The sequence below is a fragment of the Halomonas sp. PBN3 genome (assembly GCF_000475415.1).
Lineage (GTDB): Bacteria > Pseudomonadota > Gammaproteobacteria > Pseudomonadales > Halomonadaceae > Halomonas > Halomonas shengliensis.
The window spans coordinates 20,178-39,193 of record NZ_AXCA01000173.1 but is presented as its reverse complement, the minus strand read 5'-3'; the positions used below and the strand labels follow the sequence as shown (position 1 = coordinate 39,193).

The following is a 19,016-nucleotide window of genomic DNA, read 5'->3' as shown; positions in this document are numbered from 1 at the left end:
GCAGCCACCTGAATAGTTACGGGAAAACTAGGGATTCGCACCGGCTGGCCCCCGAGGAGGTCGAGTCGCTGCGCGCGAATGTCGGTGCCTCGGGAAGATCGGCGGCAAGGTCAAATGGCGCATCGGCCAACAAAAGTCTTTGAATCGAAGTCCTGAATGTCCTGAAGTCCTGCCTTCGACCTCACCCAAGCAGGACATTAGGACTTCTAGGACATCGGTTCGGGAAGTTTCTTTGAATGACGCCGACCGGGAGGTGTTCTGAGATGGCCGCTATCGACTAGGAGATGCGCCAGGCCGAGACGCGGCTGGCGATCCTGGCCGCCCGGAGCCCTGCGGTCCATCGGCTCAAGGCAGGGCTGAGTGCTGAACCTGACGAGCCGGACGCCGAGGGATAGGTATGCAGCAGTCGAGATACTGCTGGCGCTGCTGGCCAGCCAGGTAGGGAAAAGTAGGGTTCGCCCAGGCTGGCGTAAACCGGCTGTGACGAGTGGCAAGGCGTGGCATCCTGTATCGCCCAAGCGCATTCTGAGTATTGGGACAGGAATTGGGATTTTTCCGATAGCCGCCTGCAAGATGCTGATTACATTGATCTCGCATCGGATTCAAAATCCGCCGGGTGCAAGCCCTTGTCGGTTCGAGTCCGACCGCCGGTACCAGCCCCCTATCATGACGACGGCCGCCTGCCTTCCCCGCAGGCGGCCGTCGGCGTTTTCGCCATTCCCTCTCGCCTCCACGTTACTCAGGGTGCAGAGGGAGGGCGTCGTCAGCGCCTTCTTGAGGCTGTCTCCTTGCATGCTTTTGTAGTTTTTAAGCTACAATGCGCCCGATGATGGAGCTTACGCACTACCTCACCGCTGACGGCCACGATCCGTTTCAAGCCTGGCTGGATGCCACCAAGGGCAAGGATCGTCAGGCAGCCATGCGCGTGCTGACTCGTCTCAACCGTTTGGCCGCCGGCAATGCCGGCGACACCAAGGCCGTTGGAGATGGAGTGCTGGAGCTTCGAATCGACTACGGCCCTGGCTACCGCGTGTATTACGCCAAGGTGGGCAGACGCCTGGTGATGTTGTTGATCGGTGGCACCAAGAAGCGCCAGCAGGCTGACATCGAGCAGGCGACGGCGTTTCTGAAAGACCACCGAAGGAGAGCACGAAAATGAAAAGCCACGACACTGCTGTAATCGAGATGCTGCGTGATGACCCTGGCATGGCGGTCGATTACCTGCGCACCGCCTTCGATGAGCTGGACGAGGAGGGGGGAGAGTCTGCCTTTCTGCTGGCGCTGCGTCATGTGGTGGAAGCCCAAGGCGGCATGGCGGCGGTGGCCGAGCGTGCCAAGGTCTCACGCGAGAGTCTGTACCGGGCATTGTCACCCAGGGGAAACCCGACCCTGCGCACCATGACCGCCGTCATCAAGGCGACCGGCATTCACTTTCACGACCTGACCCGCGCCGCCTCCTGACCGCCGCGTTACCCCATCACGCTTACCACCACGATGGCCAGGGTGCCCCCGGTCAGCAGGTAACCCGCCAGGGCGAAGAGGCCGTCGTCGGCGAGCAGTGCCAGCCCGAACAGGGTTAGTGCGAGGCCGGCGCCGTTGGCGCTGAACGGGATGAACTCCATGGGCGGCATGGCCAGCGCGATCACCAGGCAGATCAGGGCCACGGCGAAATGAGCCGGCGGGCGGGTGAGCGCCGTCAGGCGTTGATGCAGCAGGCGGTCCGTCCAGGCCGCCGGGCGCTCCAGCCAGGCCAGCACGCGATGGAAGCGCGGCCGTGACACTCGGCGCTGCAGCAGCCAGTGCGGCAGCCAGATGCTGCGTCGCCCGGCCAGCAGCTGGCTGCTCGCGAGCAGCACCAGGCTGGCCATCAGCGTCGGCACGCCCGGCACGTCGCCGACCAGCGGTGCCAGGGTCACCAGACCGGCGAGCAGCAGGAAGGGGGCGAAGCTGCGTCGGCCGACGGCCTCCAGGATGGCGCCGAGGCTGACGCTGGTTTCTCGAGATCCGGCTTGCCTGACCCGCTCCAGCAGGGCGCTCAGGCTGGTGGGTCCCCGCTCAGCGGCCACGTTGGCGGCACGTGACCAGCAGCAGGATCCCCAGCAGTACCAGCACGGGGCCGACGAAGCCCACCGGGCTTGCCGCTTGCCAGCCCACAAAGGGCAGCAGCACTCCGAGGCCGATCATCAACCAGGCGAAGAGTCGAACCGACATGGGGCACTCCATAGCGAAAGGGGCTCCAGTCTAGCCGCTGGTGAAGGGGGCTGCAGCCCGGAGCAGGGCGACAGGACTGTTGCACCGTCGCAGGATGTCGTATGGTGGTGGTTCACAGTCCTTCGCCCGCTTGCGGGTGGAGGGCTGTTTTCGTTGGATACCACGATAAGCGTACAAACAACGTTTATCAGCGTTCAGGAGGTGCCATGCAGTCCCGTCCCCCGCTCATCATCAACCGGCTCGATGCCGATCGTCTGCAGCGCCTGATCGATGAGGCCAGCGACAAGGATCTCTTCGTGGCTGATGCCCTCGAGCAGGAGCTCGAGCGCGGCGAGGTGGTCGATCCCGAGGAAATTCCCGAGGATGTGGTCAGCATGAACAGCCGCGTCCAGTTCACCGACCTGGCCCGCGGGCGCCAGATGATTCGTACCCTGGTCTATCCTCGCTCGCTGGGCGATGTGGAAGATGCCATCTCGGTGATGGCACCGGTGGGCGCCGGCCTGATCGGCATGCGGGTCGGCGACACCATCGACTGGCCGCTGCCTGATGGCGGCCAGGTTCACCTGCGCGTGGATGCCATCCTGTGGCAGCCCGAGCGCGAGAAGCAGTACCACCGCTGAGGCCTCTGCTATGCCCTTTTCCCTGTGGCTCTCCCTGGCAGCGGTGTGTGCCATGGGCGCCATGTCGCCGGGCCCCAGCCTGGCCATGGTGCTGCGCCACACCCTGGGTGGCGGGCGTGTCCCGGGTGTCGTGGCGGGACTCTCCCACGCCCTGGGTGTCGGCTTCTATGCGCTGCTGACCGTGTGGGGGCTGGGGGCGTTGATCGTGCGCCAGCCCATGCTGTTCCAGGTCATCACCTGGGGCGGTGCGGCGTACCTGGCCTGGCTGGGTATCAGGGCGCTGCGTGCCGGTCGCGGAGGCGCCCTGCAGGCCGATGCGGCGACCACCACGCGGCGTCAGGCGGCCCGGGACGGCGTGCTGGTGGCACTCGGCAACCCCAAGCTGATCCTGTTCTTCATCGCCCTGCTCAGCCAGTTCGTCACGCCCGACATGACCCTCGCCGGCCAGGCGCTGATCGTGCTCACCGCCATGGTGATCGACGGCGCCTGGTATGTGCTGGTGGCCCTGGGGCTCTCCCACTCCCGGGTCCTGCCCTGGCTGCAGGCCCACGCCCACTGGATCAACCGCGCCACCGGTATACTGCTGCTGGCACTGGCGGCGCGGGTGGTCAGCGGGCCGTTGCTGGCCTGAGGCATATTCAGCTGGTCAGGCGGGCGAGGATGGCGTCCAGCGGCGCACCGCTGGGCAGCACGCCGTAGGCGGGGCCCGCCTCGCTACCCAGCCGTGCCCGGCAGAAGGTCTCGCCGACCGCATTCGGTGCATGGCGCAGCAGCAGCGCTCCCTGCAGGCACTGGGCCAGACGCTGGGTGAGCCAGCGCGCCCGCGGCTCGAGTTCCTGCGGAGGCGCCTCCAGCAGGCGCTCCAGGCCACCCAGGGCGGCATCCAGCTCCCGGACCTGTCCCCGTGCCGGGGTGAGCTCCTGCCATAGCGCCTCCAGTGCCTCGGGATGGCGGGCCAGTACCCGTAGCACATCCAGGCAGATCACGTTGCCCGAGCCCTCCCAGATCGAGTTGACCGGCGCCTCGCGGTAGAGGCGTGCCAGTGGCGACTCCTCCACGTAGCCGATGCCCCCCAGGCACTCCATGGCCTCGGCCATGAAGCCCGGCCCGCGCTTGTTGTGCCAGTACTTGGCCATCGCCGGCAGCAGCCGGGCCAGGGCGCGTTCGCCCGCGTCACCGCGGGCCGCGCCGTCGAAGGCGCGTGCCGCGCGCAGCGAGAGGACCACCCCGGCCTCCACCTCCAGCGCCAGGTCGGCGATCACCGCACGCATCAGCGGCTGCTCGGCGAGTGACCGGCCGAAGGCATGGCGCGGCTGCACGTGGCGCCACGCCTCGCCGAGGGCCTGGCGCATCATGCCCACCGGGGCGCTGGCGGCATCCAGGCGCGTCTGCTGCACCATCTCGAGGAGGGTGGCGATGCCACGGTCGGGCGGACCGATGGGCTCGGCCCAGGCGCCGCGGTACTCGATCTCCGCCGAGGCGTTGGCGCGGTTGCCGCACTTCTCCTTGAGCCGCTGCAGTTCGATGGCGTTGCGCTCGCCATCGGGGGTGAAGCGCGGCACCAGGAAACACCCCAGCCCCGCCTCGGTCTGCGCCAGTGTCAGGAAGGCATCGGACATGGGGGCGCTGCAGAACCACTTGTGGCCAGTCAGTCGCCAGCCGTCGTCGGTCGGCTCCGCCCGCGTCGTGGCGAGGGGGTCGGTTTGCGTGGCAGCGAGGGGGGGCGGCTCGCGTGGAATTGCTACGCACATCGCTGCCGCCCTGTTTCTCGGTCATGGCCATGCCGAAGGTGAGCCCCCGTTTGTGCGCTGCCGGCAGTGCACGCGGGTCATAGTGGCTGGCCAGCAGGCCGGGCGCCCAGTGGGTCTCCACATGGGGGGAGTGGCGCAGTACCGGCATGGCGGCGTGGGTCATGGTTACCGGGCAGCAGAAGCCCGGTTCGGCCTGGGTCAGCAGGTAAAGGGCGGCGACATGGGCCTGGTGGCCGCCGTGCCCCTCCTCATGCCAGGCCACGGCATGCCAGCCGCCCTCCATGGCCAGGCGCATCAGCTGGTGATAGGCGGGATGGTAAGTCACCTCGTCCAGGCGCCGGCCGTGGCGGTCGAAGAGGCGCAGCTCCGGCGGATGGCGGTTGGCCGCCTCCCCCAGCGCCTGGACGTCCTCGCTGCCGGTCTCGCGGCCCAGTGCGGCGAGCCGTTCGGCGACCCACGCCGGGGCCTCCCGGGCCAGGGCCTCGCGCAGCGGAAGGTCCTCGGCGAGCAGGTCGCGGTCGCCACCTGGGGGTGGCTGGTTGGCCACCTCATGGGTGGCCAGGCGGTGACGGGGTGCATAATCGGACATGGCGGGTCTCCGCATCGGCGGCCTTGACTGAGCATGGAAGTCGCGACGCCCACGGTCAACGTGACGCCACGTCACCGACTGGTTAGGCTTGGGGCATTTCTCGGGGAGACGCCCATGTTCGAAGATCCGCACTTGCCAGCGCCGCATGTCGCCCGCGAGCGTATCCAGCTGGTGGACGCCCGCAATCGTCCCTGTGGCAGCGCCTGGCGGTCCGAGATGCGCCGTTTCCGGTTCTGGCACCGTGCCACCTATGTGGTGGTGGTCAACGCCCGCGGTGAGCTCTGCGTGCAGCGCCGCACCCTGACCAAGGAGGTCTTCCCCGGTGGGCTCGACCTGGCCGCCGGCGGCGTGGTGGGGGCCGGCGAGGCGGTTCACCTGGCGGCCCGCCGCGAGCTCGAGGAAGAACTGGGCATCCGCGGCGCGACGCTGGTGCCGGCAGGTGGCTTCGTGCATGCCCGGGGCGGCAACCATATCTTCGGCAGCCTCTATCGGGTCGAGCATGACGGGCCGCTGACGCTCCAGGCCGAGGAGGTGGCCGAGGCGTTCTGGCTGCCGCCTGCCGAGGCGCTGGCGCTGGCGGAGGTAACCCCGGACACCCGCCAGGCGGTGGAGGTGCTGCGTGACGCCGGATTGCTGGGGGCGGCGTCATGAATCGGCCGGCCAGCCTCAACGAACTGGACGCCGTGCTGGCGGCCCTCGAGGGAGTTGTGCTGGGCAAGTCCCGGGAGGTGCGCCTGGCGCTCTGCTGCCTGCTGAGCCGTGGCCACCTGCTGATCGAGGACCTGCCGGGGCTGGGCAAGACCACCCTGGCCCAGTCGCTGTCGCGGGTCACCGGCCTGGACATGCAGCGGCTGCAGTTCACCAGCGACCTGCTGCCCGCCGATGTGCTGGGTGTCTCGGTGTTCGATCCGCGCGAGGCGCACTTCACCTTCCATCCCGGGCCGATCTTCCATGGCGTGGTACTGGCCGACGAGATCAACCGCGCCACCCCCAAGACCCAGAGTGCGCTGCTCGAGGCGATGGAGGAGGGGCGGGTGACCGTGGAGGGCGAGACCCGTCCCCTGCCCGACCCCTTCTTCGTCATCGCCACCCAGAACCCCCAGGAGCAGGCCGGTACCTTTGCGCTGCCGGAGTCCCAGCTTGACCGTTTCCTGATGCGCCTGTCGCTGGGTTACCCCGACGCCCGCGCCGAGCGCGAGATCCTGCGCGGCCGCGCCGGCCGCGAGCGCCTGGCCGAGCTGCCGGCGCTGCTCGATGCCGAACGGCTGCGCGCCTGGCAGGCGCGCCTGGCCGACATCCATGTTGCCGAGGCGCTGCTCGACTATGTGCAGGCGCTGGTCACCGCCAGCCGCGAGCACCCGGAGCTTGCCTGGGGACTCTCCACCCGCGGTGCCCTGGCGCTGCTCCAGGCGGCCCGCGGCTGGGCGCTCCTCGAGGGACGCGACCACGTGCTGCCCGAGGACGTCCAGGCGGTGTGGGTGCCGGTGGTGGGGCATCGCCTGAGCAGCGGCCGGCGCGAGGAGGGCGAGGCGCTGGCCCGCCACCTGCTGGCCCGCGTGCCGGTGATGGGCTAGCCGTGCTGTCCCGGGCGTCTCGCCAGCGCTGGTGGCGGCGGGCGGCGATCGCGCCCGGTACGCCGCTCCCCCAGCGCCGGCTGTTCCTGCTGCCCACCCGCTTCGGCCTGGGCTGGGCGGTGCTGGTCCTGCTCCTGCTGCTGTTCGGCATCAACTACCAGAACAGCCTCGCCTACGGGCTCTCCTTCTGGCTGTTTGCGGTGGCGGCGGTGGCCCTGCTGCGAACCTGGCGCAACCTGCTCGGCCTGCGTGCCAGCCTGCGCCTGCCCGCCGAGACCTTTGCCGGGGGCGAGGCGCGCCTGGGAGTGATGCTGGATGGCGGGCGTGCACGCCACGCCATCGAGGTCCATGCCCCTGAGGCATCCGCCTCGGTCTCGCTGCCCGAGGGCCACGGCGAGGCGGACCTGGCCCTGCCGGCCGGCGCGCGCGGCGAGCATCCGCTGCCGCTGCTGCGCCTGGAGAGCGCCTGGCCGCTGGGCCTGGTGCGCGCCGTAGCCTGGCTGGCGAGTGACGAGACGCTGCTGGTCTATCCCCGGCCGCTGGTTGAGGAGATCCCCGAGCACCGCCAGGCCGGGGCGGGACTCGAGGCCACCGACTTCGCCGGCCTGCGTCGGGCCGAGCCCGGCGACAGCCCGGCACGGCTGGCCTGGAAGCAGTGGAGCCGCACCGGTGTGCTGGCCGCCAAGGCCTTCAGCGTGCCGCCCCGCCAGCAGCTGTGGCTGGACTACGATGCCTGTCGCGGCGACCCCGAGACGCGCCTGTCGATCCTCTGCGCGCGGGTGCTGGCCCACCACCAGGCCGGCGATCGCTACGGGCTGCGCCTGCCGGGAGTGACCCTGGCCCAGGGCGAGGGAGCTGCCCAGCGGCGCCAGGCGCTGACGGCGCTGGCGCGCTTCCGCCCCGCTGGCACGCCGGGAGGTGTGCGATGAGCCGGCATGCGGCGCCGCCGGCGGTACTGGCCGACGGCCGCGCCCTGAGTGCGGCCATGCTGCGTCGGCTGTTCGTCGGCCAGTGCCTGGTGCTGGCCCTGCACCTGGCCTTCATGCCGGCCTGGCTGGCCGGTCTCGCCGCCCTGGTGGCCGGCTACCGCTACCTGCAGCTGCGCCGTCGCCTGCCCCGGGCCGGGGTCGTGCTGCGCCTGGCCGGGGTCGCCGCGCTCACCGCCGGGCTATGGCTCCAGTACGGCACCCTGGGGCGCATGGAGTCGATGATCGGCCTGCTGCTCGGGGTCTACCTGCTCAAGTTGCTCGAGACCCATAACCGCCGCGATGCCCGGGTGGTGGTGCTGATCGGTATGGTCGCCACTACCGTGGCCTTCCTTCACGACCAGGGCATTCCCATGGCCGCCGGGGCCCTGCTGGCGGTGGCCTGGCTGATGCACTCGCTGGTATGGCTGGCCGGCGCCACCAGTGCCCGCCAGGCATGGCGCGAGAGCGCCTGGCTGCTGGGGCTGGCGGCGCCGCTGATGGTGCTGCTGTTCCTGGTCTTCCCGCGGATTGGGCCGTTGTGGAACCTGCCCCAGGCCGAGCGAGCCGCCACCGGGCTGAGCGACGAGATCGCCCCGGGGGACATCGCCGAGCTGTCGCGCAGTGACCGGCGCGCCTTCCGGGTGCGCTTCGAGGGCGCCGAACCGGCCTCCGATGAGCGCTACTGGCGGGTCTATACCCTCTCCGAGTTCGATGGCGAGCGCTGGCGCCGGGTCTCGCCGGAGCGTCTCGCCGCCGGCCTGGGGCGGGAGCTGCGCGACCTGGTGGCCGAGGGGCCCCGCTCGCCCTGGCCGGACGACGCCGAGCCACGCTTCACGGCAGAACTGCTGCTGGAGCCCGACAGCCGCCCCTGGCGCCCCGCGCTGGGGACGCCGCTGGAAAGCGACGAGCGCCTGCGCTGGCTGGCCGATGGCACCGTGGAGGGACTCGTGCCGCTCGCCTCGCGCAGCCTGCTGCGCCTGTCGAGCAGTGGCCTGGCGCCGAGCTGGCCCGAGCCCCTGGGGGAGCGTTGGCACACCCGGCTGCCGGACGATGCCAACCCGCGCAGCCGCGCCCTGGCCGAGCGGCTATGGCGCGAGGCGGGGGGCGAGCCGCGGGCCTACCTGGCAGCGCTGATGGGACGCTTCGGCGAGGCGCCGTTCCGCTACACCCTGACCCCGCCGCGGCTGACCTCCCGGGACCGGGTCGACGAGTTCCTGTTCGAGAGCCGCGCCGGCTACTGCACCCACTACGCCTCGGCCATGGCGGTGCTGGCCCGCGCCGCCGGGCTGCCGGCACGCATCGTCGCCGGCTTCCTGGGTGGCGAGCGCCATCCGGATGGCCACTTCACGGTGCGCGACTACGACGCCCACGCCTGGGTCGAGGTGTGGCTCGACGGCGGCTGGCAGCGCCTGGACCCCACCGCGGCCATCGCCCCGGAGCGCATCGAGCAGGGCGCCGGGGCGATCGAGGATGGCGGCGAGGCCTTCCTGGCCGACTCGGGGTTCTCGCCGCTGCGCATGCGCGAGATCGGCTGGGTCAATCGGCTGCGCCTGGGCTGGGAGCGCATGGAGTATCGCTGGCAGCGCGAGGTGATCGGCTACCGCGACCAGGCGCGCACCGCGCTGATGGCGCGGCTGGTCGGGCGGCTGCACGCCTTCTGGGAGGCCCTGTTGGGGGCGCTGCCCGGACGCGGCCCGCTGGCCTGGCTGGCGGGCCTGGCGATCGCCGCGGGCCTGCTCGCCGGCCTCGGCGGGGGGCTGGCGCTGGCCTGGCGGGCCCACCGCGAAGGGCGCGACGAGGCGCTGCGCATCCGGCGCTTGCAGGCCTGGCTGGCCCGGCGCGGGTTGCCGCCCCGGGCGGGGGAGTCGCCCGCCGCCCACCTGCGCCGCCTGGCGGAGGCGGCCGGCCCGACGGGGCCGGCGATGCGTGACTGCGCCCACCAGCTCGAGCGGCTGCGCTATGCGCCGCTGGCGGCGGCGGAGCGCCGGGAGCGGCGGCGAGCCCTGGGACGGCGTGTCGCCGAGGTGCGAAGGCGCCTGCCGCGGCGCCGGGTCAAGGGGTAGCGTCGCCGCGGAGGGCGTGGCATCGTGGATGACCACGACCCGCAAGGCGCCCCCATGTCCATCCACGACCACCGGTGCCACACCGCCCAGGGCGAGCCCTTCAACTTCGCCGCGCTGCGCGGACAGGTGCTGCTCATCGTCAATGTCGCCAGCCGCTGCGGCTTCACGCCCCAGCTGCGCGAGCTCGAGCGCCTCTATCGGCGCTACCGCCAGCGTGGCTTCATGGTCATCGGCTTCCCCTGCAACCAGTTCGCCCGCCAGTCACCCGAGTCGGCGCTGGACTTCTGTAGCCTGAGCGCCCGGGACTACCAGGTGAGCTTCCCGCTGATGGAGAAGGTGAGGGTCAATGGTCGCCACGCCCACCCGCTGTTCGTCGAGCTCAAGCGCGAGGCGCCCGGGGTGCTGGGCAGCGGCATGGTCAAGTGGAACTTCACCAAGTTCCTGGTGGGGCGCGACGGCCGGGTGATCCGCCGCTTCGCGCCGCGCCACGGCGAGGCCGAGCTGCGCGAGGCGCTGGAGGTGGCGCTGGACGAGGTGTAGGGGGGGGGAGCCCCGTCTGGGGTCAGCCCCAGGCGCCTGGAACAGGGGCATCAGGGTGGCGCCTCGCCGCGCTCCACCATCAGCCGCGCGATCAGCTCGTTCCAGCGATGGCGGGTCATCATGGTGGTCAGCCCCGAGAACAGCGCCCAGCTCTTGCGCCGCCACCCGGTGAGGCGCAGGTTGTGGGCCACCAGCTGCTTCATCAGCCTGTGGTCATCGAAGGCGCGCCACTCGCCCACCACCGACATCTGGTGGCGCGAGAGCACCGGCGCCAGCTCCAGCCGGAACACCCACTCCAGCTCGTGCACCGTGAGGTCGTGGCGCTCGATCACTGCGATCATCTCCGCGTAGTCGCGCTCGCCGGGCTCGCGCTCCAGCCACAGCGGTGCCAGGGCGAGCCACAGCTCGCCGCGTCGGTCGACCAGGCTCTGGGCATCCATGGTTCGCTCCCGGTTTTGCTCGTCAGGCAGGCATCCTGCCCCAGGCGCCGGCCCGGCTCAAGGGCGGACAGCACCGCATGCGGCCGCTAGAATAGGGCATCAACGCACCACTCAGCGGGCGGCCCAGCCGCTCTCCAGGACGAACAGCGAGGTCTGACGTGATCATCAAGCCCAAGGTACGCGGTTTCATCTGCACCACCACCCACCCCGTCGGCTGCGAGAAGAACGTGCTCGAGCAGATCGAGGCGACCCGTGCCCGGGGCCTGGACAAGGCGAACGGGCCGAAGAAAGTGCTGGTGATCGGGGCCTCCAGCGGCTACGGCCTGGCGGCGCGCATCACCGCGGCCTTCGGCTACGGCGCCGATACCCTGGGGGTGTTCTTCGAGAAGCCGGGCAGCGAGAAGAAGCCGGGCACCGCGGGCTGGTACAACAGCGCGGCCTTCGACAAGTTTGCCAAGCAGGAAGGGCTGTACAGCAAGTCGATCAACGGCGATGCGTTCTCCCATGAAGCTCGCGAGAAAGCCATCGAGCTGATCCAGCAGGACATGGGCGAGATCGACCTGGTGGTTTACTCACTGGCCTCGCCGGTGCGCAAGATGCCCGATACCGGCGAGCTCAAGCGCTCGAGCCTGAAGCCCATCGGTGAGACCTACCGCGCCACCGCCATCGACACCAACAAGGACGTGATCATCGAGGCCGAGGTGGAGCCCGCCACCGAGCAGGAGATCGAGGACACCATCACCGTGATGGGCGGCGAGGACTGGGAGCTGTGGATCGACGCCCTGGACCGCGCCGGCGTGCTGGCACCGGGCGCGCGCAGCGTCGCCTTCAGCTACATCGGCACCGAGATCACCTGGCCGATCTACTGGCATGGCGCCTTGGGCAAGGCCAAGGAGGACCTGGACCGCGCCGCCGGCGAGATCGACAAGCGCCTCTCGGCCTCCGGCGGCGGCGCCAACGTGGCGGTGCTCAAGTCGGTGGTGACCCAGGCCAGCGCGGCCATCCCGGTGATGCCTCTCTACATCGCCATGGTCTACAAGGTGATGAAGGAGAAGGGCCTGCACGAGGGCACCATCGAGCAGCTCAACCGCCTGTTCGGCGAGCGCCTCTATGGAGGTGAGTTCACCACCGACGAGGCTGGCCGCCTGCGTCTGGACGACTGGGAGCTGCGTGACGACGTGCAGCAGGCGTGTAAGGATCTGTGGCCTCAGGTGACTACCGAGAACCTCTTCGAGATCACCGACTATGCTGGGTACAAGCACGAGTTCCTGAAGCTGTTTGGCTTCGAGCGGGACGATGTCGACTACGATGCCGACGTGGATCCCGTGGCGGAATTCGATGTCGTAACCCTGTAAGGGCAGGGCGCCCGTGGCGTCCTGCCGGTCATTCCCCCAGACCCGGAGGGCGCCATGGATACCCGCGAGAGCCAGACCCCCGAGGAGGAGCTCCAGCACTTCAAGGAAGTCAGCCAGCCCGAGGACTACGAGCACCCCGAGCCCGACGAGACCCAACCCGAGGCCCGGGAACCCTCCCGTGGCCTGCCCTGGGTGCTGCCGCTGGTGATCGTGCTGGCGGTCGCCGCGGTGGGCTTCATGCTGATGACCGGCGTCGGCGACTGAGGCGCTGAGGCTGCCTCGGGCAGGGGCTTTGGCTACAATGGGCGCTCCCGTCGTCGCGAGAGCCCCGCATGCCCGACCTTCCCCCCACCTCGACCCCGCCCGCCCGGCGACGGGTGGGTGTGGTGCTGTTGCCGGGGTTCTCGCTGCTGGCGGAGTCCTGCGCCACCGAACCGCTGGCGGTGGCCAACCAGCTGGCCGGTGAGGGGCTCTACTCGCTGGTCACCTTGGGGCTCGACGCCCACCCGGTGCGCAGCGGTTCCCGCCACCTGCTGATGCCCGATGCGGTCATCGGCGCGCCGGTTGCCCTCGACCTGCTGCTGCTGTGCGCCCCTTGGGGCGAGTCGCCTCCCCCGGCACTTGCGGCCTGGCTGCGTCACCTGGCCCTGGCGGGGGTGGCCCTTGCCGGGATCGGCGGTGGCGCCGAGCTGCTGGCGCGCAGCGGCCTGCTCGACGGCTATCGCGCCACGGTGCCCTGGCCACGCTTCGAGGCGGTGGCCGGCGCCCATCCGGGGATCCGTCTCTCCCGCCAGCTCTTCGAGGTCGACCGCGACCGCCTCACCTGCGGCGGCGGTACCGCTGCCATGGACATGATGATGACCCTGATCGCCAGCCATCACGGCAGCGAGCTCGCCGAGCGGGTCTCGGCCCACTTCGTGCTGGAGCGGGTGCGCATGGCCGACGAGCCCCAGCCCGCCTCGCCGCTGGCCGGTGCACCCCAGAGCCTGGTGGACGCCGTGGCGCTGATGGAGGCCAACATCGAGGAGCCGCTGACCACCCACGAGCTCGCCGAGCACCTGGGGCTCTCCCGGCGCCAGCTGGAGCGGCTGTTCAAGAAGCACCTGCAGGCGGTGCCCAGCCGCTACTACCTCAACCTGCGCCTGCGCCGCGCCCGCCGCCTGCTGCGCGAAAGCGAGCGCCCCGCTGGGGAGATCGCGATGCTCACCGGCTTCTCCTCGGCGGCCCACTTCTCCACCGCCTACCGCAACCACTTCGGCCTGACGCCCCGCGAGGAGCGCCTCGGCTGAGTGCTGCCGGCCTCAGGCGGGACGGGCCAGCAGCGCCCGGAACAGCGCGCCCATCATCACCGGGGTGTCCTGCTCGATGACGAAGCCGCCGGCCTCGAGCAGCGGCCGCGCCTGGCGGGTGATGTCGGTGGCGATGGCCGAGGTCAGCGCATTGAGGGCCCGGCGGCCGAGGCCCGCCGGGTGGTCGTCGGCCTGGAACTTGTCCATCACGCAGAGCTGGCCCTCCGGGGCGAGCACCCGGTGCGCCTCGGCGAGCCCCCGGGCCGGGTCGGGCATCACCGCCAGGATCAGGTGCATCACCACCACGTCGAAGTGGCCATCGGGATAGGTCAGGCGCGCGGCGTCCATCTCCTCCGCCTCCAGGTCCCGGCCCAGCGCCTCGGCGCGGCGCTCCAGGCGGCGCACCATGGCCGGCGAGAGGTCGGTGGCGTGCAGCTCGATGTCCCGGGGCAGGAAGGGCAGGTCGAGCCCGGTGCCGGCGCCCACCAGCAGCACGCGCATCCCCGGGCGCCAGTGCACCTGGGCCAGGGAGGCGCGCCGCGCACGGCGGAAGGCGCGCTCGGCCACGGCGTCGTAGATCGGCGCGTAGAGGGTGTAGCGGCGGCGGTTCCAGCCGGTGGTGTTGAACATCCGGGGCTCCTCCTCGGGGGATGCACCCAGAGTAACCGCCTCCGGGAGCTTTTACACAAGTCCTCGTGCCTTGGGTGAAAGCACCCCGGCGACAGGCTCCCTATACTCGAGGGCACCGCATGCATGATGCGTGTCTTCGACTTCACAGGAGGATGTCATGAGCCAGACCCCGACCCGCGCCGACTTCGACCGCTACATGGTGCCGAACTACGCCCCCCAGCAGGTGATACCGGTGCGCGGCGAGGGCAGCCGCCTGTGGGACCAGCAGGGGCGCGAGTACATCGACTTCGCCGGCGGCATCGCGGTCAACGGCCTGGGGCACTGCCATCCGGTGCTGGTCGAGGCGCTCAAGACCCAGGCCGAGCGGGTCTGGCACCTCTCCAACGTCTACACCAACGAGCCGGCCCTGGCCCTGGCCCGGGCCCTGGTGGAGCGCACCTTCGCCGACAAGGTGTTCCTGTGCTCCTCCGGCGGCGAGGCCAACGAGGCCGCGCTCAAGCTGGCGCGGCGCTGGGCCCATGACCAGGGCGGCGAGCACAAGCACCGTATCGTCTCCTTCGGCCAGGCCTTCCACGGCCGCACCTTCTTCACCGTCAGCGTGGGCGGCCAGCCCAAGTACGCCCAGGGCTTCGGCCCGGTGCCCGGCGGCATCGTCCATGGCGAGTACAACAACCTCGACAGCGTGCGCGACCTGATCGACGACGACACCTGCGCGGTGATGGTCGAGCCGATGCAGGGCGAGGGCGGCGTGCTGCCCGGCCAGCGGGAGTTCCTGCAGGGCCTGCGTGACCTGTGCGACGCCCACGATGCCCTGCTGATCTTCGACGAGGTGCAGACCGGCGTGGGCCGCACCGGCTCGCTCTACGCCTACCAGCAGTTTGGCGTGACCCCCGACATCCTGACCAGCGCCAAGGCGCTGGGCGGCGGCTTCCCGGTGGGCGCCATGCTGACCACCGACCGCGTCGCCCCGGCCTTCTCCATGGGCACCCACGGCTCCACCTACGGCGGCAACCCGCTGGCCTCGGCGGTGGCCCTGGCAGCCATCGAGCACATCGACACCCCCGAGGTGCTGGAGGGGGTGAAGCGTCGCCATGACCTCTTCCGCGAGCACCTGGAGGCGATCAACGCCCGCCACGGGGTCTTCAAGGAGATCCGCGGCATGGGCCTGCTGATCGGCGCCGAGATGAGCGAGGCGTGGCGTGATCGCGCCAAGGACATCCTGCCGCTGGCCATCGAGGAGGGGCTGATGGCCCTGATCGCCGGCCCCAACGTGCTGCGCATGGCGCCCTCCCTGGTGATTCCCGAGGCCGACATCGCCGAGGGCATGGCGCGCCTGGAGCGTGCCGTAAGCCGACTGGTCGCCGGCCAGTGAGCGGCGAGGGAGACACCGCCATGCTGGTCGTTCGCCCCGTCGCCCCGGCCGACCTGCCCGCCCTGGAGCGGCTGGCCGGCGAGGCCGTGCCGCGGCTCACCAACCTGCCGGCCCACCGCGACCGCCTGGAGGAGCGCATCGCCCGCTCGCGCCAGGCCTTCGCCGCCGAGGTGGAGTTCCCCGGCGACGAGCACTACACCTTCGTGCTCGAGGACCGCGCCCGCGGAGAGGTGGCGGGCACCGCCACGGTGCGTGCCCAGGCCGGCGCCCGTGACGCCTACTACACCTATCGCCAGGAGACGCTGATCCACGCCTCGCAGCAGCTCAACGTGCGCCGCGAGGTGCAGACCCTGGCGCTCTCCCATGAGGTCTCCGAGGCGAGCCTGCTGTGCGCCTACTCCCTGGCGCCGCGCTATCGCGGCACCAGCGCCGAGAGCCTGCTGCGCCGGGCGCGGCTGATGCTGATCGCCCAGTACCCCGAGCGCTTCGCCGGGGTGCTGGCGATGGCCTTCCCCGGCTTCCTGGACGAGGCCGGCGAGTCGCCGTTCTGGAACAGCGTGGGGCGCCACTTCTTCGTGCGCGACTTCGAGGAGATCAACACCCTGGCCGGGGTGCGCTCCAAGAGCTTCATCGCCGAGGTGATGCCGCAGTTCCCGCTCTACCTGCCGCTGCTCACGCCCCAGGCGCGGGCCGCCATCGGTCGCGAGCATCCCGACCACGAGGTGGCCCTGGCGGAGATGCTGGCCGAGGGCTTCCAGCGTTCCCGCCACGTCGACATCTTCGACGCGGGCCCGGTGATCAAGGCCGAGCGCGAGCGGCTGCAGAGCTTCCGGCGCGCCGCCTGGCACCCGGTGCGTATCCGCCCGGCCCACGCCCTGCCCGACGCCGAGCCGGCGATGGTCGCCAACCAGCGCCTGGCCGACTTCCGCTGCGTGGTGGCGCGCTATGCGCTGTCGCCCACCGGCCAGCTGATGCTCTCCGAGGAGCACGCCGCGGTGCTAGGCGTGGAGGAGGGCAGGGCGGTGCTGGCCGCGCCGCTGGCGCTGGCCGATGCCGAGTCGGCTGACCCGGGCTATGACGAGGGGGAGCTGTGATGCGTATCCGACCCATCGCCGAGGGCGACCTCGACGAGCTGCAGGCCCTGGCCCGGGAGACCGGGGTGGGCTTCACCTCGCTGCCCGACAACCGCGACTTCCTGGCCGCCAAGATCGCCGCCACCGAGGCGACCTTCCTCGAGCGTACCCCCTCGGGGCAGCGCAACTACTTCTTCGTGCTCGAGGACGAGGCCAGCGGCCACCTGGCCGGCTGCTGCGCCATCGAGGGCGAGGTGGGGCGCGAGGTGCCCTTCTATCACTACCGGCTCGGCACCCTGGCCCACTCCTCGGTGCAGCTCGACCTGCACCGCACCATCGATACCCTCTTCCTGTGCTCGGACCATACCGGCGACGCCGAGGTGGCCTCGCTGTTCCTGCGTCCGGCCTACCGCGGCGGCGACCGCCGTCACCAGCGCAACGGCGCCCTGCTCTCCATGGTGCGCTGGCTGTTCATGGCCGAGTTCCGCGACCGTTTCCCCGACAAGGTGCTGGCCGAGATGCGCGGGGTGTTCGACGGCGAGGGCAAGAGCCCCTTCTGGCACTGCCTGGGCAGCCACTTCTTCCCGCTGGACTTCGACGAGGCGGACCGCCTGACCGGCCTGGGCCAGAAGAGCTTCATCGGCGAGCTGATGCCCAAATACCCCATCTACACGCCCTTCCTCTCCGAGGCGGCGCGGGCCTGCATCGGCCAGGTGCACGAGCAGACCCGTCCGGCCCTGGCCATGCTCAAGAAGGAGGGGCTGCGCTGGGAGGGCTACATCGACATCTTCGACGGCGGCCCCACCGTGGAGGCCTACATCGACGACGTGCGAGGCGTGCGCCTGTCGCGACGCGTCACCGTCACCCTCGACCCCGCCCTGGACGAGGCGGGCGAGCGCCCGCGCTGGCTGGCCGCCACCACCGAGATGGCGCACTTCCGCGCCGCCTGGGTAGGGCGCGGCCCCGACGCCGAGGGCCGCCTGCGCCTGAGTCCCGCCGAGGCGGCACGCCTGGAGGTCGAGGTGGGCGCCACCCTGCGCATCCTGGATACCGAGGAGGAAGCCTGATGAAGCCGACACAATCCCTGCTGATCGGTGGGCACTGGCGCGACGGCGCCGGCGAACGCTTCGCCAAGCACGACGGCGTCACCGGTGAGCGGCTGTGGCAGGGGGCCGGGGCCAGTCCTGCGGACGTCGCCGCCGCGGTGGCCGCCGCCCGCGAGGCTTTCCCCGCCTGGGCGCGGACACCCTTCGCCGAGCGTCAGGCGCTGGTGGAGCGCTTCCGCGAGGTGCTGGAGCGCCACCGCGAGGCGCTGGCCGCCGCCATCGCCCACGAGACCGGCAAGCCGCTCTGGGAGGCGCGCACCGAGGTGGGCGCCATGATCGGCAAGGTGGCGATCTCGCTGCGCGCCTACCAGGAGCGCACCGGCGAGCGCGAGCGCGACCTGGGCGAGGCGCGCGCCGTGCTGCGCCACCGTCCCCACGGCGTGATGGCGGTGTTCGGCCCCTACAACTTCCCCGGCCACCTGCCCAACGGCCACATGGTGCCGGCGCTGCTGGCCGGCAACGCCGTGGTATTCAAGCCCAGCGAGCAGTCGCCGCTCACCGCCGATCTGACCTTGCAGTGCTGGCAGGAGGCAGGGCTGCCGGCCGGGGTGATCAACCTGGTGCAGGGCGGGGCCGAGACCGGCCAGGCGCTGGCCGCCGACCCGGGCATCGACGGCCTGCTGTTCACCGGCAGCGCCAGGGTGGGTGGCCTGCTGCACCGCCAGTTCGCCGGCCAGCCCGGCAAGATCCTGGCCCTGGAGCTCGGCGGCAACAACCCGCTGGTGGTGAAGGACGTCCCCGACCAGGACGCCGCGGTGCTGACCATCCTGCAGTCCGCCTTCCTCTCCGGCGGCCAGCGCTGCACCTGCGCGCGCCGCCTGATCGTCCCCGAGGGGCAGGTGGGGGACCACCTGCTCGACGCCCTGGCGGACGCCATCTCGCGGCTGCGGGTGGCCGCGCCCTTCGCCGAGCCGGCGCCCTTCTATGGCGGTCTGGTGAGCGTGGCCGCCGCCGACGGCCTGCTGGAGGCCCAGGCGGCGCTGGAGGCCCAGGGCGGCACGGTGCTCGCGCGCATGGAGCGCCTGGAGGAGGCCACCAGCCTGCTCAGCCCCGCGCTGATCGACGTCACCGGCCTGGCGGTGCCCGACGAGGAGCACTTCGGTCCGCTGCTCAAGGTGTATCGCTACCGTCACTGGGACGAGGCGATCGCGCTCGCCAACGACACCCGCTACGGCCTCTCCGCCGGGCTGATCGGCGGCGAGCCGGACGACTGGGACGACTTCCTGCTGCGCATCCGCGCCGGCATCGTCAACTGGAACCGCCAGACCACCGGCGCCTCCGGCGATGCCCCCTTCGGCGGGGTGGGCGAGAGCGGCAACCACCGCCCCAGCGCCTACTACGCGGCGGATTACTGTGCCTACCCCGTGGCCTCCATGGAGAGCGAGGAGCTGCACCTGCCCGACCAGCTGCCACCGGGGGTAAGTCTGTGAGCCGG

Annotated in this window: 21 protein-coding genes, 1 tRNA gene and 1 pseudogene; 17 read left to right on the top strand and 6 right to left on the bottom strand. The window is 70.9% G+C overall.

Annotated elements, in window-relative coordinates:
- Window positions 1-473: 473 nt before the first annotated feature.
- The 3 genes from Q673_RS36580 to Q673_RS30835 all read left to right on the top strand — a co-directional run bounded on the left by Q673_RS36580 (window position 474) and on the right by Q673_RS30835 (window position 1,461).
- A tRNA-Leu gene (locus Q673_RS36580) sits at window positions 474-656 on the top strand.
- 170 nt (window positions 657-826) lie between these two features.
- Window positions 827-1,159, top strand: a complete 333-nt coding sequence (locus Q673_RS30840; protein ID WP_023006605.1) for a type II toxin-antitoxin system RelE/ParE family toxin — start codon at window positions 827-829, stop codon at window positions 1,157-1,159.
- Window positions 1,156-1,461: an addiction module antidote protein gene (locus Q673_RS30835; RefSeq protein WP_023006604.1), complete on the top strand. Its 306-nt coding sequence runs from the start codon at window positions 1,156-1,158 to the stop codon at window positions 1,459-1,461. Before Q673_RS30840 ends, Q673_RS30835 begins: the two co-directional genes overlap by 4 nt.
- An 8-nt stretch (window positions 1,462-1,469) precedes the next feature.
- Here Q673_RS30835 and Q673_RS30830 read toward each other — a convergent pair whose 3' ends face one another.
- Both Q673_RS30830 and Q673_RS36745 read right to left on the bottom strand, forming a co-directional pair.
- Window positions 1,470-2,066: an exopolysaccharide biosynthesis protein gene (locus Q673_RS30830; RefSeq protein ID WP_023006603.1), complete on the bottom strand. Its 597-nt coding sequence runs from the start codon at window positions 2,064-2,066 to the stop codon at window positions 1,470-1,472.
- The gene (locus tag Q673_RS36745) at window positions 2,056-2,211 is read right to left on the bottom strand and encodes a hypothetical protein (protein ID WP_023006602.1); all 156 of its coding nucleotides are present in this window, start codon (window positions 2,209-2,211) and stop codon (window positions 2,056-2,058) included. Before Q673_RS36745 ends, Q673_RS30830 begins: the two co-directional genes overlap by 11 nt.
- Window positions 2,212-2,417: 206 nt before the next feature.
- Between Q673_RS36745 and rnk the strand changes: the two genes are divergently transcribed.
- Complete coding sequence (gene rnk, locus Q673_RS30825) at window positions 2,418-2,831, top strand: nucleoside diphosphate kinase regulator (RefSeq protein ID WP_023006601.1); 414 nt, start codon at window positions 2,418-2,420, stop codon at window positions 2,829-2,831.
- 10 nt (window positions 2,832-2,841) lie between these two features.
- Window positions 2,842-3,462 (top strand): LysE family translocator, encoded by a 621-nt coding sequence (locus Q673_RS30820; protein WP_023006600.1) that lies wholly within the window; start codon window positions 2,842-2,844, stop codon window positions 3,460-3,462.
- 7 nt (window positions 3,463-3,469) lie between these two features.
- Here the strand turns inward: Q673_RS30820 and Q673_RS30815 are convergent, their stop codons facing one another.
- Window positions 3,470-4,582, bottom strand: coding sequence for an acyl-CoA dehydrogenase family protein (locus tag Q673_RS30815; RefSeq protein WP_235048525.1), 1,113 nt, complete (start codon window positions 4,580-4,582; stop codon window positions 3,470-3,472).
- Window positions 4,583-4,715: 133 nt separating this feature from the next.
- Window positions 4,716-5,171: pseudogene (locus Q673_RS36990) on the bottom strand (DNA alkylation response protein); the annotation flags it as partial.
- A 114-nt stretch (window positions 5,172-5,285) separates the two neighbouring features.
- Here Q673_RS36990 and Q673_RS30810 point away from each other — a divergent pair.
- Genes Q673_RS30810 through Q673_RS30790 form a run of 5 tightly spaced genes read left to right on the top strand, consistent with a single transcriptional unit; the run spans window position 5,286 to window position 10,316 of the window.
- Complete coding sequence (locus Q673_RS30810; protein WP_023006597.1) at window positions 5,286-5,822, top strand: NUDIX hydrolase; 537 nt, start codon at window positions 5,286-5,288, stop codon at window positions 5,820-5,822.
- On the top strand, window positions 5,819-6,745 hold the full coding sequence (locus Q673_RS30805) for an AAA family ATPase (protein ID WP_023006596.1): 927 nt from the start codon (window positions 5,819-5,821) through the stop codon (window positions 6,743-6,745). Before Q673_RS30810 ends, Q673_RS30805 begins: the two co-directional genes overlap by 4 nt.
- Before the next feature lie 2 nt (window positions 6,746-6,747).
- Window positions 6,748-7,674, top strand: coding sequence for a DUF58 domain-containing protein (locus tag Q673_RS30800; RefSeq protein WP_023006595.1), 927 nt, complete (start codon window positions 6,748-6,750; stop codon window positions 7,672-7,674).
- Window positions 7,671-9,776, top strand: coding sequence for a transglutaminase TgpA family protein (locus Q673_RS30795; protein WP_023006594.1), 2,106 nt, complete (start codon window positions 7,671-7,673; stop codon window positions 9,774-9,776). Before Q673_RS30800 ends, Q673_RS30795 begins: the two co-directional genes overlap by 4 nt.
- Before the next feature lie 54 nt (window positions 9,777-9,830).
- Window positions 9,831-10,316, top strand: coding sequence for a glutathione peroxidase (locus Q673_RS30790; protein WP_023006593.1), 486 nt, complete (start codon window positions 9,831-9,833; stop codon window positions 10,314-10,316).
- Window positions 10,317-10,366: 50 nt separating this feature from the next.
- On the opposite strand, the gene Q673_RS30785 is transcribed toward Q673_RS30790, so the two are convergent.
- A complete protein-coding gene (locus Q673_RS30785) occupies window positions 10,367-10,756 on the bottom strand; it encodes a DUF7079 family protein (protein ID WP_023006592.1) in 390 nt (129 codons plus the stop codon).
- Between the two features lie 158 nt (window positions 10,757-10,914).
- On the opposite strand from Q673_RS30785, the gene fabV reads away from it, so the two are divergent.
- From fabV to Q673_RS30770, 3 genes are all read left to right on the top strand, one after another.
- Window positions 10,915-12,111: an enoyl-ACP reductase FabV gene (gene fabV, locus Q673_RS30780; protein WP_023006591.1), complete on the top strand. Its 1,197-nt coding sequence runs from the start codon at window positions 10,915-10,917 to the stop codon at window positions 12,109-12,111.
- Window positions 12,112-12,165: 54 nt separating this feature from the next.
- Complete coding sequence (locus tag Q673_RS30775; protein WP_023006590.1) at window positions 12,166-12,375, top strand: hypothetical protein; 210 nt, start codon at window positions 12,166-12,168, stop codon at window positions 12,373-12,375.
- A 68-nt stretch (window positions 12,376-12,443) separates the two neighbouring features.
- Window positions 12,444-13,400 carry a GlxA family transcriptional regulator gene (locus Q673_RS30770; protein WP_023006589.1) on the top strand — a complete coding sequence of 319 codons (957 nt, stop codon included), beginning with the start codon at window positions 12,444-12,446 and terminating at the stop codon, window positions 13,398-13,400.
- A 12-nt stretch (window positions 13,401-13,412) separates the two neighbouring features.
- Here Q673_RS30770 and Q673_RS30765 read toward each other — a convergent pair whose 3' ends face one another.
- Window positions 13,413-14,030 (bottom strand): class I SAM-dependent methyltransferase, encoded by a 618-nt coding sequence (locus tag Q673_RS30765; RefSeq protein WP_023006588.1) that lies wholly within the window; start codon window positions 14,028-14,030, stop codon window positions 13,413-13,415.
- Window positions 14,031-14,187: 157 nt separating this feature from the next.
- Here Q673_RS30765 and Q673_RS30760 point away from each other — a divergent pair, with 157 nt between their 5' ends.
- The 4 genes from Q673_RS30760 to astD are packed head-to-tail and all read left to right on the top strand — an operon-like array spanning window position 14,188 to window position 19,011.
- Window positions 14,188-15,402, top strand: a complete 1,215-nt coding sequence (locus tag Q673_RS30760) for an aspartate aminotransferase family protein (RefSeq protein WP_023006587.1) — start codon at window positions 14,188-14,190, stop codon at window positions 15,400-15,402.
- A gap of 20 nt (window positions 15,403-15,422) precedes the next feature.
- Window positions 15,423-16,496: an arginine N-succinyltransferase gene (locus tag Q673_RS30755; protein ID WP_023006586.1), complete on the top strand. Its 1,074-nt coding sequence runs from the start codon at window positions 15,423-15,425 to the stop codon at window positions 16,494-16,496.
- Window positions 16,496-17,542, top strand: coding sequence for an arginine N-succinyltransferase (astA, locus tag Q673_RS30750; RefSeq protein WP_023006585.1), 1,047 nt, complete (start codon window positions 16,496-16,498; stop codon window positions 17,540-17,542). The genes Q673_RS30755 and astA overlap by 1 nt, the downstream gene beginning before the upstream one ends.
- Complete coding sequence (gene astD / locus Q673_RS30745; RefSeq protein ID WP_023006584.1) at window positions 17,542-19,011, top strand: succinylglutamate-semialdehyde dehydrogenase; 1,470 nt, start codon at window positions 17,542-17,544, stop codon at window positions 19,009-19,011. Before astA ends, astD begins: the two co-directional genes overlap by 1 nt.
- Window positions 19,012-19,016 lie beyond the last annotated feature (5 nt).